Raw genomic sequence first — 20,323 nt, 5'->3', positions numbered from 1 at the left:
AGATCAATAAGTTATGAAAAAATTAATATACACTTTTACCTTTATTCTTATATCAGCCTTGATGATTGCAAGCTGTAAGAAAGAAGAAGTGCTTGGAGAAGATCCGTATGGTAATGGTAAGGCACCATTGGGCATCAATATTAGCCAAACCCTTGCCCCAACACCTGCAGAAGGTATTGTAGGTACTACTGTAAAAATAAAAGTAGCTGGGCTGATGCCATACAAGGACAAATTAACCTTCATGTTTAATGGAGAAAAGGCTGAGGTAGTTTCATTAAGCGATACCGAAATCACGGTTAAGGTTCCTGAAGCAGGGAGTACTGGTGTTACCTCAATAGCTATCGGAGATCAGCTCATCATTGGTCCCCAGTTTAAAGTTACCGGAATCATCAAAAACGATGCAACTTGGGTTCCTACGGCTGGAACAAACAATTTTGTAAACCAGTTTTACGAAATGCTCGACGGTAGGGCATTAGTTCTCGGTGATTTTACAAATTACGACAATAAAGGAATTGTACAGCCAATTAATAGAATTGCAAGAACTTCTTTAAACGGCGAATACGATAGAACTTTTAGAACAGGAAGAGGTGCCAATGGTTCGTTAGCGAATGTAATTGAAATTGGGGGGAGGTTCATCATCGCTGGTGGATTTAGTGGATATGCTCAACGTACCGAAAACATTAGCAACATTACCAGCTTATACCCAAATGGGGCAATAGATACCATTAAAATTCAAACCAAGAAAAAACCTACATTAACAGATACTATTACGCAAAAATGGTTTCCTAAATTTAATGGAGGTACAAACGGTTACATCAGGAGGGTTTATCCTCATCAGGGAAAAATATTGGCTACAGGTAGTTTCAGATATTACGTAAAGCGTACTTATGATAAAGATAATTATGATTTTACACGAGATACAGTTATCTTAGATAGTACAGACATCCGCCAGATTTTACGCTTTAATTTAGATGGTACTTTAGATAAAACGTATCGCTTTAATGCCACAACTAATAGGGGTGCTGTAAGTGCCAACGGACCTATAGATACCTACATGCATACAGATGCAGCTAACTCGGAGAAACTAATGGTATTTGGAAATTTTAGCACTTTCGACGATCAACCGGTGAATAGAATTTTGAGATTAAATGCCGATGGAACAAAAGATTTAAGTTTCAATCCCGGATCAGGTGCAGATAATGGTATCAGTTCTTTAACCTACAATGCTACAACCAAAAAATATCTTATTACAGGAGCGTTTACACAGTTTAATGGTAAACCTGCCAATGGGATAGCGTTAATTAATGAAGACGGTAGCTTGGATGCATCTTTTGCTTCTAAGCTGTTTGACGGTGGCTATCCATCGTTCGCGAGACAACTATCTAATGGTTTGATTGTGGTATCTGGAGATTTTAGGAAATACAATAACGTTACAAGAAACGGTTTTATGGTACTAAACTCTACCGGTCTTCTTGCTGCTGGATATAATGCTACAGGGCCATTTGTTGGTTACTTATCAGATATTATAGAAACCAGATCTGCCGATAATAAAAAAGCGCTTTTGCTTATTGGATCGATCTCTAGATTTGATAATCAGCCTGCATATAATATGGTTAGAATTACAATTGAATAAAATAATAAATCTAATTAAGATAAATATTATGAAAACATATAAGATACTGTTGGGTTTATTCGCAATAATAACGGCAACATTTTTATACTCTTGTAACAAAGAATTCGAGAGAACGATAACAGACAAAAATTTAGGTGATACTACTACAGCCAAAAGTGGTAACCGTAAGGTGCTCTACCTAATTGTAGATGGCGCAAGGGGACAATCTGTATCTACTGCAAACATCCCTAATATCACCGCATTATTAAATACATCAATCTACAGCTGGGTAGCATTAAATGAGCCTGGTGTTACGCAAAATGCCAGCAACTGGGCCAACATGCTAACTGGTGTAAAGGTTGCGAAACATTTGGTTAAGGATGACGCTTTAACCAATAATAACTTGCAGAATTATCCAATCATTTTTAAAAGGATAAAAGAGAGCAGGCCGCAAACTAAAATTGCCGCTTACACCTCATCGCCAGTATTTAAAAGCTTAAACGTTGGCGCAGACATTAGTGCTCAGGTAGCCAATGATGATGCAGTAAAAAATGCACTTATCAATCAATTCAACACAGATACAGCATCTTTAGTTATTGGTCATTTTACTGATGTAGATAAAGCTGGTGCTGCAAGTGGCTACGATAACTCTTTTCCTCAATACAAGTCTGCTATAGAAAAGTTTGATTCAAATGTAGGAGAAGTACTGGCTGCGCTTAAAAGGCGTGCTAATTACGCAAATGAAGACTGGCTAATTATAATCGCTTCGAGTGATGGAGGTGCATATACTTTGCCGCCCAATACAGATGATCAAACTATTTTCAGTAAGCCAGAAAGTAATAGCTTTATTATTTACCATAACATCAGATCGAACAAAAGAATTATAGTAAAACCATTTACAGGTAATAGATATCTTGGTAAGACTGTAAAACTAATCGGCCAAAATATTAGGGGCGAAATTCCCGGACCGGAAGCAAGTGTTTACAATATTGATGATACTACAACTATGACCATTGAACTTAAAGTGAAGAAAAATCAGGATATTTTTCGATGGCCAAGTATCTTAGGTAAAAGAAACGAGTGGTCTAGTGGTCACCCTAGTGTTGGATGGGTAATTTACCTGGAAGAAGGATATTGGTATTTTGAGTGGAGAGGAACAAAAGATGCAGATTATAAACAATGCAGAGGTGCGAATTTAGCCAAAGGCAAATGGGAGAATCTTTCTGTTAAATTAGAAAAAAGAGGTAACCAACGTTTCATCCGTACGTATACAAATGGAGTTTTTAATAACGAGTTAGAGATTACCGCTTCTGGATCATTAGCCAATAACAATGCTTTAAAATTAGGTTATTTAAATGGTACAGGACACGGTGAGCCTGATGTTTATGTGACCGATATTCGTTTCTTTAAACTTAGTGTTCCTGATGGCGTTATCGGACAATACGCTTGCGAAACGGCAATTGATCAAAGTCACCCGTCTTATAATTATTTAGTTGGCTACTGGCCGGCAACGGATGGAACAGGCAACCGGATGGCCGATCTTTCTTCTCAAGCGCATGATTTTCAAATGCTTGGAACATTTACATGGGAGAATTTTAACGATTTGATTTGCCCACCATCTGCAAGTACTTTGGCAGTATTGGTTCCGCAAACAAGCGACATACCATCGCAAGTATTAAACTGGCTTAAAATTGCCAACAAGCAAACCTGGCAGTTAGATAGTAGAGTTTGGTTAGACATATAAACTTTGGATAATAAAAATATCAACATGAAAAAAATAACTTATTATGTGATTGTATGCTTATCCATGCTCGTGGGTGCATACGCTTGTAAAGAATCGCAACTGGATAATCTTGAGCTCCCAAACCCTGCTGTAAGAAGCATCACTGGCGAAGGAATTGTTGTAGGCAATGTATCGTTAGACAACCAGTATGTACGCGTTCCGTTTAAGGTTTCGTTATCCGGCGTAGCCGAGGAGGCATTTCAGGTGGGTTTAACATTATACAATGATACTGTTACCCAGTTAATTAATAATAACACCATTACAAATGCGGTGCTAATGCCATCGTCTTCTGTAGAATATCCTAGTGTTATTAACGTAGCCTACGGAGCTACAGCAGGCGAAGGTATAGCTATAGTACGCAGATCTACTATAGAACGCTATTATGGAAAGAAATTGGTTTTCGCTTTAAAACTTTCAGCTCCTGGAAAAGGTAACCAAATCGCAAATGGTAAATCTACTATCCTAGTAATTATCAATACTGCAGACTTAATGAAGCAGACTGATATCCATTATTTAACGTTTCAGGGTGGGGGAACTTATAATGTTGCCTACCAGGGAAATTACATCATTGGACCAGCTGGTGTTACAATTCCACTTATCATTAGCCTGGAAAACGCTCCATCATCTGCCTTTAATGTAAAAATTAAAGATAACATCGATACCATTTCAACATTGTTGGCTGCTGGAACATTACCGGCAGACGCCATTCACCTTAAAGCAGCAGATTTTACGCTCGATACCTTGGTGAGGTTTAACACAGGCGCTTCAAGTGCAACAGTTAGGCTCCAAATCCCTTGGCCTGTTTTCGATGCGAATATTGTTGCGAACAAGAAATTTGCATTTGCGCTTAGCTTATCAGACAATACCAACCACGTTATTCACCCTGCTAAAGGGAAGGTAATTGTTGTACTTAATCCAAATATCAATTTAGATAACAACTCTTACATCACTGGTAATGGTACCGGGTTAATTGCACAATATTATACAAATACACAGCTTGATCCGAATGACGGAAGAGCACCATTTGTTACCCGCATAGACGAAACCATCAATTTTAGTGGAGATGGATGGCCGGATAATGTGAAAAATAGTAGCAACGTACAATTGAGCCGCGATAATTTTGCATCACGATGGAGGGGAGAGTTCTTAGCACCAGTAAGGGGTGAATATACTTTCTATCAAACCCGTTGGGACGATGGATCTCGATTATATGTGAATGGCGTAGAACTTGTAAACGATTACACCACGCAATGGGATAAGGCAACCAGGAAAGGTACCATTTTCTTAGAACGTGGAAAACGCTACAGAATTGAGGCACACCACCGCGAAAATGTGGGAGGCCAGCAAGCATTCCTGGAAATTGAGGTTCCAAATATCCTAAGTAAACGTGTAGTACCGAAAAGTCAACTATTCCCAACACCATAAAAATTAATTAGATATGAAAAATAATATGAAAAGGTTATTAAGCATATTTTCGTTTCTTCTACTAATAGTGGTACTAACTGTAAAGTGTAAAAAGGACGAAAATGTAGAAATTGTTCCAGAAGTTGAGGAACCAAAACCAACTGTAGCGTTTGAATACAAGTTGCCAGATGCAACGAAATTTTTAGAGTTGCAATTTACAGCTACACCAACAAACTACAAAAGTTTATTGTGGCAGTTTGGCGATGACAGCACCTCTGTAGAAGTATCTCCAAAGCATGTTTACCGTTTCCCAGGTACCTACCACGTAGTATTAACTGCAAGAAATGGTCAAGGTTATACCGCCATAAAAGAACTTAACATTAAAGTGGTAGATCCAACGATCAATTATAGTATTTGTGGCGAAAATTACATAAGAACAGTGGGTGGTATTTTTTCTGTAAACTTAGACGCTAACGCTGGACCTAACAGCAATGAGGGGTCAAACAAGTTGGTAGATGGAGATATAACCACGAAGTTTTTGCAGGCCGGTTTTGACGGTACACAACGTTGTACTTTTGAGTTAGCCACGCCAAAGGTAGTTGGCGCATATACGCTTACTTCTGGAAATGATGCTGCAGACCGCGATCCTAAATTCTGGATCTTGCAAGGATCTTTAGATGGAATTCAATATAAAGACTTACACACCGTGAATGTGTGCCCATGGGAAAATACCAATTCCGGTGCAAGCAGACGCCAAACCAAGCTTTTCCATTTTGATAATTACATCGCATACAAGTACTATCGTTTGTACATTAAGCAAACCAGAAGTGCAAGGGTTTTCCAACTTTCGGAGTGGACAATTAACAAAAAACAACCTTAGTATCAAGTGATAAAAAACCTAAAAATACATGAAGCTTAAAACCTTCATGTATTTTTTTTTGCGTATGCCATCTTCGCTATGAAATAGCAATTCAGACGCATTTTATAAATAAATTTTTATATTTTAGTAAAACGTTTAACCTCTTTATTCTAACCAGAAAAAAATCAAATAAATACACACACATAACATGAAACAATTGAAAAACCTTAAACTAATGGTTATGCTGGCCGCCTTATTCTCGAGCAGCTTTTTAAAGGCGCAAGAAAGAAAGGCACCATCTTACCCATTAATTACACACAATACGTATTTCAGCATTTGGTCTAATACAGATCAGTTAAACGAATCATCTACTACTCACTGGACTGGCGCAGACCATTCGCTGTTAGGAATGATTAATGTTGATGGAAACATCTATCGCTTTTTAGGCAAGGAAACACCAATTTATAAAACTATTTTACCAAGTTCTGATGAAAAAGGGTATCAGGTTAACTATACTGAAAGTGAGCCTACTGGCAATTGGAGCGATTTCAATTATGATGCAAGTGCCTGGAAAACCGGTGCTGCTCCAATCGGAGATGATCAGAAGAGTGTTAAAACTTTATGGAAATCTCACGATATCTGGGTGAGAAGAAAGTTTGTCGTTTCCAATCCGTCGTCAATAAATGAGTTATTCCTGAAAATTAATCACGATGATAATATTGAAGTTTTTTTAAACGGCAAAAAGGTTTACAAGAAAGAAGGTTGGACAAATACTTTCACCTATGTTGCCCTCAGTGCTGGAGATAAAAGTGCGCTAAAGACTGGCGAAAATGTTATTGCCATTCACCTGCTTAATACTGCTGGCGGTAGATACCTGGATTTCGGCTTGGTTAATAAAGAAAAAGACAATGCACAGCAGATTCAACTAGCCAAACAAAAAAGTGTAGATATTACCGCAACGCAAACCATCTATAAATTTACTTGTGGCAAAATAGATTTGAAGCTAACCTTTACTTCACCTTTGTTGATGAACGATTTGTCTTTGTTCGCACGACCAGTATCTTACGTTAGTTACCAGGTAATGGCAAATGATGGGAAAAGTCATCAGGTTAAGGTTTACCTTAGTGCCTCTACCAATATTGCTGTATACCGCCCATCTCAAGAGGTTAACACAACAAAGTATAGCACACCGAAATTATCGCTCCTAAAAGCTGGTACCGTAGAACAGCCTATCCTTCAAAAAGCAAGCGACGATATGCGTATTGACTGGGGCTACTTTTACGTAGCTGCGGGCAAAGCAAGCAATGTAACCCAATTTATTAGTACAGAAAAAGACGCCGCTGATGCATTTAGAAAAGGAAATGCAACCAGTTCTTCATCACGCGGTAAAGCACTTGCTCTAAACACTATCATACCGTTTGGTACGGTAGGCGCCAAGCCTGTAAATAAATTTTTAATGTTGGCTTACGATGAAATCTATTCCGTTCAATATTTCAATAAAAACTTAAGGCCTTGGTGGAATAATTCTGGTAAAGAAACCATCGAGGGTCAGTTAGCAACGGCTGAGGCTCAATACGAGTCTGTAATGTCTAAATGTACAACGTTCGACAATACCGTTTATGCAGATGCAGTAAAATCTGGTGGGAAGGAGTATGCTGCACTTTGCGTTTTAGGATATCGCCAAAGTATTGCGGCACACACACTCGTTAAAAGCCCCGAAAATGAAATACTTTGGTTATCAAAAGAAAACAATAGCGGTGGTTTCATCAATACGGTTGATGTTACCTATCCCTCTGCACCATTGTACCTGATATACAATCCATCCTTGCTAGAAGGGATGCTGAATGGAATATTTTATTTTAGTGAAAGTGGTAAATACCCGCACCCATGGGCTGCACATGATTTGGGTACTTACCCTTTAGCTAACGGACAAACTTATGGAGAGCCAATGCCTGTTGAAGAATCTGGAAATATGATTATTTTAACAGCGGCTATTGCCAAAGCTGAAGGTAATGCAGATTATGCGAAAAAACACTGGAAAACTTTAACTACATGGGTAGATTATTTAACCAGAGAGGGATTAGATCCAAAAACGCAACTCTGCACAGATGACTTTGCAGGGCACTTGGCTCGAAATGCCAATTTATCTGTTAAAGCAATTGTTGGGATTGCAAGTTATGCGCAACTGGCAAAATCTTTAGGTTACAATGATGTGGCAAAAAAATACAGTGAAATTGCTCAAGGAATGGTTCCTAAATGGATAGACATGGCTGATGCAGGCGACCACTATGCTTTAACTTTCGACAATAAAGATACCTGGAGCCAGAAATATAATTTAGTATGGGATAAGGTATTAGACTTAAATTTATTCCCGCAGAAGGTATACGAAACTGAAACAAAATATTACCTTACCAAGCAAAACAAATATGGTATTCCTCTTGATAGTCGTAAAGCATATACCAAAAACGACTGGATTTTATGGACGGCAACCTTTGCACCTACACGTAAGGAGTTTGAAGCTTTGGTCCATCCGGTTTATCAGCATGCTATAGAAACTGAATCAAGAGTGCCATTAAACGATTTTTACGATTCTAAAACAGGAATTAGAGATAACTTTAAAGCCCGTAGTGTTGTTGGCGGCTTCTTCATGAAGATGTTTGCTGATAAGCTCAACGCTAAACAAGAGCGTGCAAAATAATATCAAAAAATAATTATTAGCCGTTAGAAATACAATAGCTTTTATGCTTGATGCACGTTAAAAAACATCAGGCATAAAAGCTATTTTTTTTAAAAATCAAACTCGAGTTGACTAGCCGTGAGGGTTTCTGGTATTAAATCATCATAAAAGCGAGATAGCGTAATGCCTAGTAATCTAACTTTTGTTGTTCCGATATTCGCCTCTTGTAAGAGATTTATGGCTTCGTTAAACATGTTATCAGCCTGGTTAATTGGTGTTTGAAAAGATTTGCTCCTGGTAATTAGTTTAAAATCTTCAAACTTTATTTTGAGGGTGATGGTTTTTCCTTTTAACTGATGCTTCTCTAGCCTGATGGCTACGGTTTCGCTAACTTGCTTTAAAAGCTCGTGCATGGTTGCCAGGTCGTTAGTGTCTTCCGCTAATGTATCTTCTGCACCTACTGACTTTGTTTCCCGATGGGCTTGCACTGCTCTATCATCAATGCCTCTAACAATTTTATAGTAGAATTTTCCCGATTTCCCAAACTGTGCTATCAGTTGAGCCTCACTTAATTTTTTAAGGTCCGCTCCGGTATTAATTTGCATTGCTTTCATCTTAGCCGCAGTTACCTTTCCAACCCCAAAAAATTTCTCAACCGGGAGTTTTTCCATAAATGCCTTAATTTTGCTCGGACCGATAAATGTTAGGCCATCAGGCTTGTTCATATCTGAGGCAACTTTGGCCACAAATTTATTGATAGATACCCCTGCAGATGCTGTTAAGTTCAATTCGTTTTTAATAGCTTCCTTAATAGACTTTGCAATATCGATGGCGGATCCAATTCCAAGTTTGTCTGCAGTAACATCAAGGTAGGCCTCATCAAGAGATAGGGGCTCAATAATATCGGTGTACCTGCTAAAAATTTCTCTAATGGCTTTTGAAACTGTAGTGTAAGCGTCGAAACGAGGATAAACGAATATAGCAGTAGGGCAGAGCTGATAGGCTTTGCTGCAAGACATTGCCGAGCGGATACCAAATTGCCGGGCCTCATAACTGGCTGTAGCCACAACACCCCGGCTGTCTGGCTTTCCGCCTACCACAAGCGGTTTGCCTCGATATTCTAGAAAATCTCGTTGCTCTACAGATGCATAAAAGGCATCCATATCAATATGAATGATCTTTCTATACTCCATCTTTTGCGCTGCTAACTTTTCCATTCAATCCAAGCAAGGCCTATTACTTCAACAATGTGAAGCACTCAGATAAGCCATATTGCTAAAGATACAAATCAAATAAGTATTTTCAATTTGCCAGAATAGGCATAAGTTTAATTCTGGAAAGGGCACCCAGATATGAAATAGGTTAAATCCACTCCATACACCATGGGAATAAGATTAATTAAGATTTTGTTTTAAATCGTTAATTTAACAAATGGTCAACCTTGCTCAAAAGAGAATCCATTTCGAATGGCTTTTCCATAAAATCATTTGCACCGGCATCTAAAGCAGATTGCTTGATATCTCTGCTGGCAGAAATCATCAGGATTGGAATTTGGTTATATAGCGGATTATTCTTTAATGCTTTGCAAATATCTCTCCCATCGTGTCCACTCATCCAAATGTCTAATAAAATTAAATCGGGTTTGTTTTTTACTGCTTCTATTACCGTACCTCCATCGTAGGTAGATTCAACATCATAACCCATTACTTCTAATATCATCGTAACCGCGTCCACAATTCCTTCATCATCATCTGCGATGAGTATTTTTTTACTTTTCATTAGTATAGTTTTTATTCATATCACAGTAAGGTTAGTTATTCAATACGATACTAAAGTTCTCGTACAACAACTAATATCGAAATGCCCGTTTTTGTTTGTTAATTTATTTATTTGTTTTGCAAAATTAATACACTCTTTTCTAATTAGCGATTATTGTCTGGGAAAGAGTACGTATTTTCATGAGTTATGTCAATAATTTGTGTTAAAAGATTTGGCTAGTCAATAGGCTTAAATCTTACCTTAAAACTTTCTATTACGTGATAGTAGTTTTAAATGATATATTTATAGCGAATTTTGAATAGAAAGGTGTAAAGCCAAAATGGATAGCATTAATATTAAGAAACTAGCTGAAGCGCTCAATTTATCTACTTCTACTATTTCTAGGGCCTTTAGAGATAATAGTGATATTAATAGCGAGACCAAAGAACGTATTCTTGCCAAGGCGAAAGAGTTAAACTACCAGCCTAACCACTATGCAAGTAATTTGAGGGAGCAGAAAAGCAAAACGATAGCCGTCATTGTTCCCGAACTAGCCAATAATTATTTTTCTCAAGCCATTCATGGTATCGAGCGAATTGCCCGGGAGAAAGGTTATCATATTTTAATTTATGTAACAGACGATGATTACAAGAAAGAAGTAACTTTCATTCGCCACTTGCACAATGGCCGGGCAGATGGTATTATCATGTCGGTTTCAGGAGAGGCGAACGACCATAATTACCTGAATGAATTTGGCCGACAACGATTGCCGCTCGTATTCTTCGATCGTATTTACGAAGACATTCAAACACCTAGAGTCATCACGAACGACTATGATAGCAGCTTTCAGGCTACAGAGCATCTTATTGAACAAGGTTGTAAACGTATTGCCTATCTAGTGGTAAATAAAAGCCTATCGATTGGTAAAACCCGCATGCAAGGGTATATAGATGCGCTGGTAAAACATCATATTAATTTTGAAGAGCAATTAATTGTAGATTGTAGCAACAGCTATGAAGAGAATAGTGGCATTATAAAAACTGCACTTACCGATTTAAAACCCGATGGTGTTTTTACATCGGTAGAACGTTTGGCCTTCGCTACTTACTATGCCTGTTACGATCTTAAAATCAGCATTCCAAATGATTTAAAGGTAATCAGCTTTTCGAGCCTGGAGATCGCACCACTGCTAAATCCATCACTTACCACAATCACTCAACCGGCTACCGAAATTGGCGAGGAAGCTGCTCATTTGCTTTTCAAAGTCTTAGGTAAGCATCAAGAAAAAAACTTTGTTAGCGAGGTAGTTCTTCGCTCCAAAATCATTGCTCGGAATTCGACTTTGCAGGGTTAAAAACTAGTTGAGAAACAGCATTTCTGACGGTGTAAAAATTTCAAAAAAAATCTTCACTTAGTGTAAAATACGCAGAATTTCGCCTTAATTTCGGGAACGTTCCCGAAAATACTGTATCAAAAAGCCAAATTTTGTCGGGAACGTTCCCGAAAAAGATCATCAAAATTACTTAGTGTAAAAATTACACATATAATTTGAAAAAATACTTAATAAATAATTGATAATCAATATTATAAAAAAGCATAAGTTCGATTTGTGCTTAATTATTTTTATTGAAAAGCTAATTTTTGCGTCAACTTTTGGCTTCAGTTTTTAGCGCTAAAATATATTTTTTAAATAAATTTTGAATTCTGATTAAGTGCTGTAAATTAGGCCTATGTGTAAATCACTATAATATTTAACCAAATTTTTATACTTAAACGAGCTTCGAATATGAGAGTATTTTACCTGTTGAAACAGGGGCTTTTAGTGCTGTTAGTTTTTTCAGCATTGATGGTAAAAGCACAAACCGGATCTGTATCTGGAAAGGTGCTTGATGAAACTGGGTTGCCTTTGCCTGGTGCTTCAGTTATTATTAAAGGAACAACAAGAAGTACATCGACAGATGCAAACGGTACATTTAGAATTACCGGCCTTACAGATGGATCGGTTACTTTATCTGCAAGTTTTATCGGTTACCAAACTTTAGACAAAGGTGTTACCGTTTCGGGAAACGCAACAGTTACTTTCCAGTTGGTGCCAGATGCACAGAAATTAAATGAAGTTGTTGTAATTGGATACGGAACAGCAGAAAAGAAAAATTTAACTGGTGCCATTACTTCAGTTAATGCTAAAGATTTCCAAAAGGGAACAATTACTACTCCAGATCAATTAATTCAGGGTAAAGTTGCAGGTGTTAATATTGTATCTGGTGGCGGTTCTCCAGGTGGTGGTAGTACTATTCGTATTCGTGGTGGTGCATCACTTAACGCAAGTAACGATCCATTAATAGTAGTAGATGGTGTTCCATTTAGTGGCAATTCAATTGGAAATGCACCAAGCCCACTTTCTTTAATCAACCCGAATGATATTGAAAACATTACGGTATTGAAAGATGCAAACGCTACCGCAATCTATGGTTCAAGAGCATCCAATGGTGTTATTTTGGTAACTACAAAGAAAGGTACCTCTGGTGCACCAGTAATTAACTTCAATACCAACAACTCTATCGGTACGGTAGCTAGAAAAGTTGATGTACTTTCTGCTGATGAGGTTCGTGCTTATGTAAACGCAAACGGCAGTGCAGCGCAAAAAGCCCTTTTAGGTACAGCTAGTACCGATTGGCAAGATGAAATTTATCAAAGGGCATTCACTACAGATAATAACTTGAGTATCGCTGGTGCTTTTAAAGGTGTTCCATATCGCGTTTCTGCTGGTTATTTAGATCAAGATGGTGTATTAATCACTTCGAAATTAAAAAGAGCTACAGGTGCACTTACTTTAACTCCAAAATTCTTTGGCGATCATTTGAAAGCGGAATTAAATCTGAAAGGATCGTTAACCAATTCTCAATATGCAAATGATGGTGCAATTGGAGCTGCCATTCAGTTCGACCCAACTAAACCAGTAAATGCAAATAATCAGTTTGGCAACTATTACGAATGGATTAATGGTACAGTGCCAAATCCAAACGCACCACGTAATCCGGTTGCTTTAATTAGATTACAAGATAACCAAGGCAACGCGGAAAGAAGCTTTGGTAACCTAAAATTGGATTACTCTTTTCACTTCTTGCCAGAATTACACGCAAATGTAAACTTAGGTTATGATGTATCTAAAGGTTATGGCCGTACCATCGTTCCAATTTTTGCTGCACAAAGCGCATCCACCAGCGGATCGTTCTCGAGAAGGATGAACACAGAAACCAATAAGTTTTCTGAGGCTTATTTAAATTATGTTAAAACGGCAGAAAGCATCAAAAGTAGATTTGATGTAACTGCTGGTTACGGTTATTACGATATTGCTACAACTAACTTCAACTACGCAAACTACAGAGGAACTGGCGAATTATTAACTACTCCGGTTTTCCCTTTCTCTGTACAGCAAAATAAATTATTGTCTTACTACGGAAGATTTAACTACACGTATGCAGATAAGTATATCCTTTCTGGAACAATGAGGGCTGATGCTTCATCTAAATTTGCCGAAAACAATCGTTGGGGCTATTTTCCTTCTGTAGGTTTTACCTGGAGAATTATTGGTGAGGACTTCTTGAAAGATAGCAAAACCATCTCAGATTTAAAATTGAGATTAAGTTATGGCGAAACAGGTAATAAAGATGGTATTGGCAATTATGATTATCTATCTAAATACTATGCAAATACCAATAACGGTCAGTACCAAGTTGGAAACACTTTCTACAATTACTATAGCCCAGCTGAGTACGATCCTGATTTGAGATGGGAAACGACAACTACATACAACGCAGGTCTAGATTATGGCTTCGCTAAAGGTAGAATATATGGTACCATAGACGTTTATTACAAGAAAACAAAAGATTTACTGAGCATAATCAATATTCCCGTTGGTACTAACTTTAGTAACCTGTTAACCACAAACGTGGGTAATATGGACGTACGCGGTGCGGAAGTAAGCTTAAACATTGTAGCTATTCAGAGTGAAAATGTAAACTGGGATCTTGGTTTCAATGGTGCTTATAACCAAAGAAAAATCACCAATCTAACATTAAATCCTGATCCGGGATCTAAAGTAAGTGCAGGAGATATTACCGGTGGAACAGGTGTTACACTTAAATATAATGCCGTTAACCAAATTCCAAGTGCTTTCTTTGTCTACAAACAAGTTTACAACGCTGCCGGCGTGCCTTTGGAAGGTGTATATGAAGATTTGAACGGCGATGGCATCATCAACACTTCAGATCAGTATTTTTACAAATCGCCAGATCCGAAAATCACGTTAGGCTTTACAACAAGCTTTACTTATAAAAAATGGACTGCAAGCACCGTGCTAAGAGCAAACATTGGCAACTATATCTATGATAACGTGTCTTCAAACTTTGGTATCAGAACCAATGTATTAAGTACGCAAGGTATCTTAAATAATGCGGGTGTAGATCTTTATAATACTAATTTTCAGTTTAATCAATTTTTAAGCGACTACTATATTAGAAATGCATCTTTCTTAAAGATGGACAACCTGGGATTATCTTACAACGTAGGGAAACTATCGAAATCCGGAACCGCTAATATGCGTATATCTGCTAACTGTCAAAATGTATTTGTGGTGTCTCAATATAAAGGATTAGATCCAGAGTTGGTTTCAGGTATCGATTTTAATCTTTATCCACGTCCAAGAACATATACATTAGGTTTAAATGTTGGTTTTTAATAAAATATAGAAATGAAAAAATCATTTAAAATTGTATTGGCGTCTGGTATATTCTTAATATCATTCAGCGCTTGTAAAAGAGAGGATTTAAACTTAACACCTACAAATGATGTTACCTCTACAACTGTTTATGCCACACCAGCTGGATACAAAAACAGTTTAGTAAAACTATATGCAACTTATGGATTAACGAGTCCGTCTGGATCAGATAACAGTGATGTTGGTGGTTTAAATGCTGGCTTTGCAGACTTCTTAAGGTTATTTTGGACCTCACAAGAGCTTGTAACAGATGAGGCTATTTGCGCATGGGGAGATACTGGAATTCCAGAATTAGATTACGGTACGCCAAGTGTCGACAATCAATTTTTGAGAGGGCTTTACTCTAGAAGTTTGCTGCAGATCACCTTTGTAAACGAATTTTTAAGAGAAAGTACACCAGAGAAATTAGCAGCCAGAAATATTACTGGTGCAGATGCAACCGCCATTACCCGCTATCGTGCTGAAGCTCGTTTCTTACGTGCTTTTCAATATTGGGTGTTGATGGATGCATTTGGTAATCCGCCTTTTGTAACCGAAGCGGATGAAATTGGTAAGATTGCACCAAAGCAAATCAAGCGTGCCGACTTATTTAACTACGTAGAAAGCGAATTGAAGGCTATTGATGGAGATTTAGCTGAGCCTCGCACCAACGAATATGGTCGTGCCGATAAAGCAGCTGCATGGTCTTTACTTGCTCGAGTATATTTAAATGCACAGGTTTATACCGGTACTGCTAAAAATACGGAAGCCATCACTTACGCCAGTAGAGTAATTAACGCTGGCTATGCGCTTAAGGCAAATTATATGGATTTGTTTAGAACGGATAATAACGTTAACAACACAGAGAACATCTTAACTATTAATTACGATGCTGTTAACGGAACCAACTATGGTGGTACAACGTTTTTAATTAACGCAGCCATTAATGGCGACATGAATCCGGCAAGTTATGGTGTTCCGAATGGTGGCTGGGGTGGTAACAGAACCCGTCAAAACTTACCTGCGCTTTTTCCAGATCCGAATGGTACTGCAGATAAGCGTGGTGTTTTCTTTGGTACTAAAATAGCAACAGATGAAGTTGGCGTGTTTACAGATGGCTTACGTGTTACCAAGTTCAAAAACGTATCATCAGCCAATGTTATGCCGCCATCATTAAATGGAACTTTCAGTTCTTTAGATTTTCCATTGTTTAGATTGGCAGAGCAATATTTAATTTATGCAGAAGCTGTTACCCGTGGCGGTAATGGTGGTACCACTGCTCAGGCACTAACCTATGTAAACCTGCTTCGTCGCCGTGCGTATGGAAATAATAGTGGAGATGTATCAACATTAAATGTCGACTTTATGTTAGATGAACGTGGTCGTGAGTTATATTGGGAAGGTCATCGCCGTACAGATTTAATTCGCTTCGGTAAATTTACGGGTAACAGCTACTTGTGGCCATTTAAAGGTGGTGTTAAAGCCGGTACCTCACTTGCAACTTTCCGTAACCTTTACCCAATCCCAACAGCAGATTTAATTGCAAATCCAAATTTGGTACAAAATACAGGATATTAATCAATCAAAAATAAAGTATGAAGCTTATGTGTTTAAAATAATTGATGACGAGTTATTAATTATTTTAAACACTTAGTTTCCATCTGACAATTAAAACTAAAATAACAGATGAAATCAAACTTACTTAAATCCTTAGCGTTGGGCTTTATTGCGCTTTCGCTATGGTCTTGCAAAAAAGAGGAAACCAGAGCTGTAGCAACAAATGGCAATGGCGGTACCTTAAAGGCATCTGCAACTGCAGTTGTATTAGACAAGAGCATGCTTACCAACAATGTGATTACTTTCGACGTTACGAAAGCTAATTTCGGTTATGCTGCTGCAGTAACCAACACCATTCAACTGGCTCCAAAAGGAACTAACTTCGCGGCTGATAAAGTTAAGGAGGCCTTATTAGATGCAAATGTTACTTCAAAATCTTACACAGGCTTAGATTTTAACAACCTTTTACTTTCTTTAAATCTTCCTACCACTGCAAACTCAGATGTAGAAATTCGTGTAAAGTCTTCTATTTCAAATAGTGTTAGTGCTGTATATAGTAATGTTGTTACCATCAGTGCTAAGCCATTCCCACTTACCTCGTGGATTTATGTTCCTGGTAACTACCAAGGTTGGAATCCTGCTTCTGCAGATAGTTTAGTATCGATCTCAGGAAATGGTGTTTATTCAGGCATCATTAAATTTGATGGTGGAAACTTCAAAATTACACCAGCTAAAAAATGGGACATAGCCTATGGTACTGCTGGAGGAAACAAAATCAGCACTACAGGTGGAGATATCAGTTCCATTTCGGCAGGTTATAAATTAGTTACGGTAGATTTAAATGCCAACACTATCGAAATCGCCGACGCAAAGGTTTGGTCGCTAATAGGCGATGCTACACCAAATGGTTGGGGAGGAGATACAGATTTGAAACCATTAAACGATGGCAAAAATACTTGGAAACTTACAACACCGTTAACTGCTGGAGAGTTTAAGTTTCGTTATAACCACGATTGGGGTACCAATTTAGGTGGTCCTGCTACCGCATTAACTCTAGGTGGCGGCAACATTGCAAATACTGTAGCTGGCAACTATACCATTACACTTACAGTTGCAACTGATCCACTTGAGGTTACCAAAGTTACTGGTGGGTCTTACACCATTGTAAAAAACTAATTCTTAATGAGGCTGTATGAGTTAATACTTTTACAGCCTCATTTTACTTTCGAATGTTATTGCGCTTTCTCCAATTAACACATGAAAAAATTCCTCCTCTTCCTTCTTTTAGCATCAGTTTCCCTCCGTATTTATGCGCAAAAACTAGAGCGGATAGAGCCAATGTTTTGGTTCTCTGGAATGCATAATCCAAAACTTCAACTGCTTGTACACGGCGAAAATATTGCTAAAAGCGCAGTGAATCTATCTTATCCAGGCGTCCAATTGGTTAAGGTTAACAAAGTTGAAAATCCAAACTATTTGTTTTTGGATTTGAAACTATCTCCAACGGTAAAGTCGGGATCGTTCCCGATAAATTTTATGTCGGGAGGCAAAAAGATATTTAGCTACACCTACGAATTGAAAGATCGCAATAAAAGCGCCAACAGAATTCAAGGTGTAACTCAAAAAGATTTTATTTATTTATTAATGCCAGATCGTTTTTCGAATGGTGATAAAAGTAACGATGTGGTGCAAGGGTTGAAGGAAACCGCACTCAATCGCGATAGCATGTATTACCGTCATGGTGGCGATATCCAAGGTCTGATCAACCATTTAGATTACCTAAAAGATTTGGGCGTTACCACCGTCTGGATGACCCCTGAAATTGAGAATGATATGGAGAAAGCATCCTACCATGGTTATGCTGTTACCGATCATTATAAAATCGATCCACGTTATGGAACCAACGATCTCTATAAAAAATATGTAGAGATTGCACATGCTAAAGGCATGAAAGTAATTAAGGATATTGTTCACAATCATATTGGTACCGGACACTGGTTTTTCAACGATATGCCCTCAAGAGACTGGGTACATCAATGGCCAAAATTTACGCAAACCAGCTACCGCGATCAAACCGTAATGGATACACACGCATCGGTTGCAGATCGTAAACAAATGTTAGATGGCTGGTTCGTGGCATCTATGCCAGACTTAAACCAGAATAATCCTTTCGTACAAAATTATTTAAATCAAAATCATATCTGGTGGATCGAGTATGCTGGGATTGATGGTTTGCGCTTAGATACCTATCCTTACAATGAGCCCGCTTACATGGCTGATTGGGCATTGAAACTTAAGGCGGAATTTCCCAACCTATCTATTTTTGGGGAAACCTTTGTAGCTGGTGTAGCTAATCAGGCTTATTTCACTGGTGGCAATACCGTAAATCGTGGCTTCGATACACACCTTCCCGGGATAACAGATATGGCTGTAAAAGATGGCATATATGAAGCCATTAATGGTAAAAATGGATGGGTGGATGGTATTAATCGATTGTACGATGTTGTTGCACACGATTTTCTTTACAAAGACCCAACGCTAAATTGCATTGCCCTCGACAACCACGATATGAGTCGCTTTTACTCTATTGTAAATGAAGATTTTGATAAATACAAAATGGGCATGGCGCTTCTCTTAACTATGCGTGGAATCCCTCAAATGTATTACGGAACGGAAATTTTAATGAAGAACTTTTCTAACCCCGATGGTTTGGTCCGGTCTGATTTTCCTGGTGGATGGGATGGCGACAAGAAAGATAAATTCATTGCTGATGGAAGAACTAATAAAGAGAATGATGCTTTCGATTTTGTTAAAAAATTGGCCAATTACCGTAAAAACAGCTTGGCCTTACAAAACGGAAAATTGATGCAGTTTGTTCCTCAAGATGATTTATATGTTTATTTCCGCTATTTGCCAAACCCAAAAGGTACGGTAATGGTTGTGGTAAATAATACAGATAAGGAAAAGAATTTAAACACCAATCGCTTTGAAGAACGAACAAAAGGGCTTTCGATAGCGAAGAACATTATAACAGGAGAGAGCGCAGGCCTAACAGACATAAAAGTGCCGGCAAAAACAACATTGGTATTAGAACTTAACTAACCATTTTTTTGCTTTAACAAATAGAATAGACATTGCTGCAGATACACTGTGGCCTTATAAACACAAATGCAAGAACAATCTAACATACTACCAGCAGCATCTCAAATTAAAGCCTGTCTCTTTGATTTGGATGGTGTCTTGGTAGATACAGCAGTTTATCATTACAAAGCCTGGAAACAACTAGCCAATAGTCTGGGCTTCGATTTCACGGAAGAACAGAATGAACAGTTGAAAGGAGTAAGCAGGGTAGAAAGCCTGAATAAAATTTTGGACTGGGGTAATGTAAAAAAAACTGAAGATGAGAAGGAAGCGCTAGCCACATTGAAGAATGGTTGGTATGTGGAAATGATTACCAAAATGACCCCAAATGAGGTTTTACCAGGTACAGTCGAATTTTTGTCTGCAATACACCGTGCTGGATACAAGCTTGCTCTTGGTTCAGCCAGTAAGAATTCGGGCATTATTTTAGAAAAAACTAATCTTGCTCATTTCTTTGATGAAATTGTGGATGGAAATATGGTTACCAAATCAAAGCCAGACCCGGAAGTATTTCTCAAAGGCGCTCAGCTTTTAGGTTTTAAACCAGATGAATGTGTTGTTTTTGAAGATGCAGTAGCTGGCGTAGAAGCTGCCAAACGCGGTGGCATGAAAGCAATTGGCATTGGCGAAAAAAGCATACTACAAGATGCCGATATGGTTGTAAGTGGATTAGATAAGTTAACAGTTAAAGATTTACAGGGATTGTAAAAAGTGTCCTGAAGTTGACAGGATGTATGAGGTAGTAGACTGCTATTAATGAGAATTAATCTCAA

13 protein-coding genes are annotated in these 20,323 nt (G+C 38.1%); 11 read left to right on the top strand and 2 right to left on the bottom strand.

All coding sequences use genetic code 11. The annotated features are described in order from the left end of the window. Positions 1-13: 13 nt before the first annotated feature. The 5 genes from OQ268_RS01380 to OQ268_RS01360 all read left to right on the top strand — a co-directional run bounded on the left by OQ268_RS01380 (position 14) and on the right by OQ268_RS01360 (position 8,356). On the top strand, positions 14-1,633 hold the full coding sequence (locus tag OQ268_RS01380) for a DUF5008 domain-containing protein (protein WP_265854267.1): 1,620 nt from the start codon (positions 14-16) through the stop codon (positions 1,631-1,633). A gap of 28 nt (positions 1,634-1,661) precedes the next feature. Beyond that, positions 1,662-3,356, top strand: a complete 1,695-nt coding sequence (locus OQ268_RS01375; RefSeq protein WP_265854266.1) for an alkaline phosphatase family protein — start codon at positions 1,662-1,664, stop codon at positions 3,354-3,356. A 24-nt stretch (positions 3,357-3,380) separates the two neighbouring features. Then, positions 3,381-4,820, top strand: a complete 1,440-nt coding sequence (locus tag OQ268_RS01370) for a PA14 domain-containing protein (protein WP_265854265.1) — start codon at positions 3,381-3,383, stop codon at positions 4,818-4,820. Between the two features lie 25 nt (positions 4,821-4,845). After that, entirely contained in the window at positions 4,846-5,679 is an 834-nt protein-coding gene (locus OQ268_RS01365; RefSeq protein ID WP_265854264.1) for a PKD domain-containing protein, read from the top strand. Between the two features lie 187 nt (positions 5,680-5,866). Beyond that, entirely contained in the window at positions 5,867-8,356 is a 2,490-nt protein-coding gene (locus tag OQ268_RS01360; protein ID WP_265854263.1) for a glutaminase family protein, read from the top strand. Between the two features lie 89 nt (positions 8,357-8,445). Here the strand turns inward: OQ268_RS01360 and dinB are convergent, their stop codons facing one another. Beyond that, positions 8,446-9,552 (bottom strand): DNA polymerase IV, encoded by a 1,107-nt coding sequence (dinB, locus tag OQ268_RS01355; RefSeq protein WP_265854262.1) that lies wholly within the window; start codon positions 9,550-9,552, stop codon positions 8,446-8,448. A gap of 202 nt (positions 9,553-9,754) precedes the next feature. Beyond that, entirely contained in the window at positions 9,755-10,114 is a 360-nt protein-coding gene (locus OQ268_RS01350; protein ID WP_265854261.1) for a response regulator, read from the bottom strand. A gap of 319 nt (positions 10,115-10,433) precedes the next feature. Between OQ268_RS01350 and OQ268_RS01345 the strand changes: the two genes are divergently transcribed. The 6 genes from OQ268_RS01345 (at position 10,434) to pgmB (ending at position 20,258) form a co-directional block, all read left to right on the top strand. Further along, on the top strand, positions 10,434-11,447 hold the full coding sequence (locus OQ268_RS01345) for a LacI family DNA-binding transcriptional regulator (protein WP_265854260.1): 1,014 nt from the start codon (positions 10,434-10,436) through the stop codon (positions 11,445-11,447). Between the two features lie 432 nt (positions 11,448-11,879). Beyond that, positions 11,880-14,834 (top strand): SusC/RagA family TonB-linked outer membrane protein, encoded by a 2,955-nt coding sequence (locus tag OQ268_RS01340; RefSeq protein ID WP_265854259.1) that lies wholly within the window; start codon positions 11,880-11,882, stop codon positions 14,832-14,834. A gap of 12 nt (positions 14,835-14,846) precedes the next feature. Further along, positions 14,847-16,430, top strand: coding sequence for a RagB/SusD family nutrient uptake outer membrane protein (locus OQ268_RS01335; protein ID WP_265854258.1), 1,584 nt, complete (start codon positions 14,847-14,849; stop codon positions 16,428-16,430). Positions 16,431-16,538: 108 nt separating this feature from the next. After that, on the top strand, positions 16,539-17,585 hold the full coding sequence (locus OQ268_RS01330; RefSeq protein ID WP_265854257.1) for a SusE domain-containing protein: 1,047 nt from the start codon (positions 16,539-16,541) through the stop codon (positions 17,583-17,585). An 81-nt stretch (positions 17,586-17,666) separates the two neighbouring features. Next, positions 17,667-19,511, top strand: coding sequence for a glycoside hydrolase family 13 protein (locus OQ268_RS01325; RefSeq protein ID WP_265854256.1), 1,845 nt, complete (start codon positions 17,667-17,669; stop codon positions 19,509-19,511). Positions 19,512-19,577: 66 nt separating this feature from the next. Then, on the top strand, positions 19,578-20,258 hold the full coding sequence (gene pgmB, locus OQ268_RS01320) for a beta-phosphoglucomutase (protein ID WP_265854255.1): 681 nt from the start codon (positions 19,578-19,580) through the stop codon (positions 20,256-20,258). The last annotated feature ends 65 nt before the right edge of the window (positions 20,259-20,323 follow it).

The organism is Pedobacter sandarakinus, assembly GCF_026240095.1.
In the GTDB taxonomy this organism is placed as follows: domain Bacteria; phylum Bacteroidota; class Bacteroidia; order Sphingobacteriales; family Sphingobacteriaceae; genus Pedobacter; species Pedobacter sandarakinus.
This window is presented reverse-complemented; position numbering and strand designations above follow the sequence as displayed.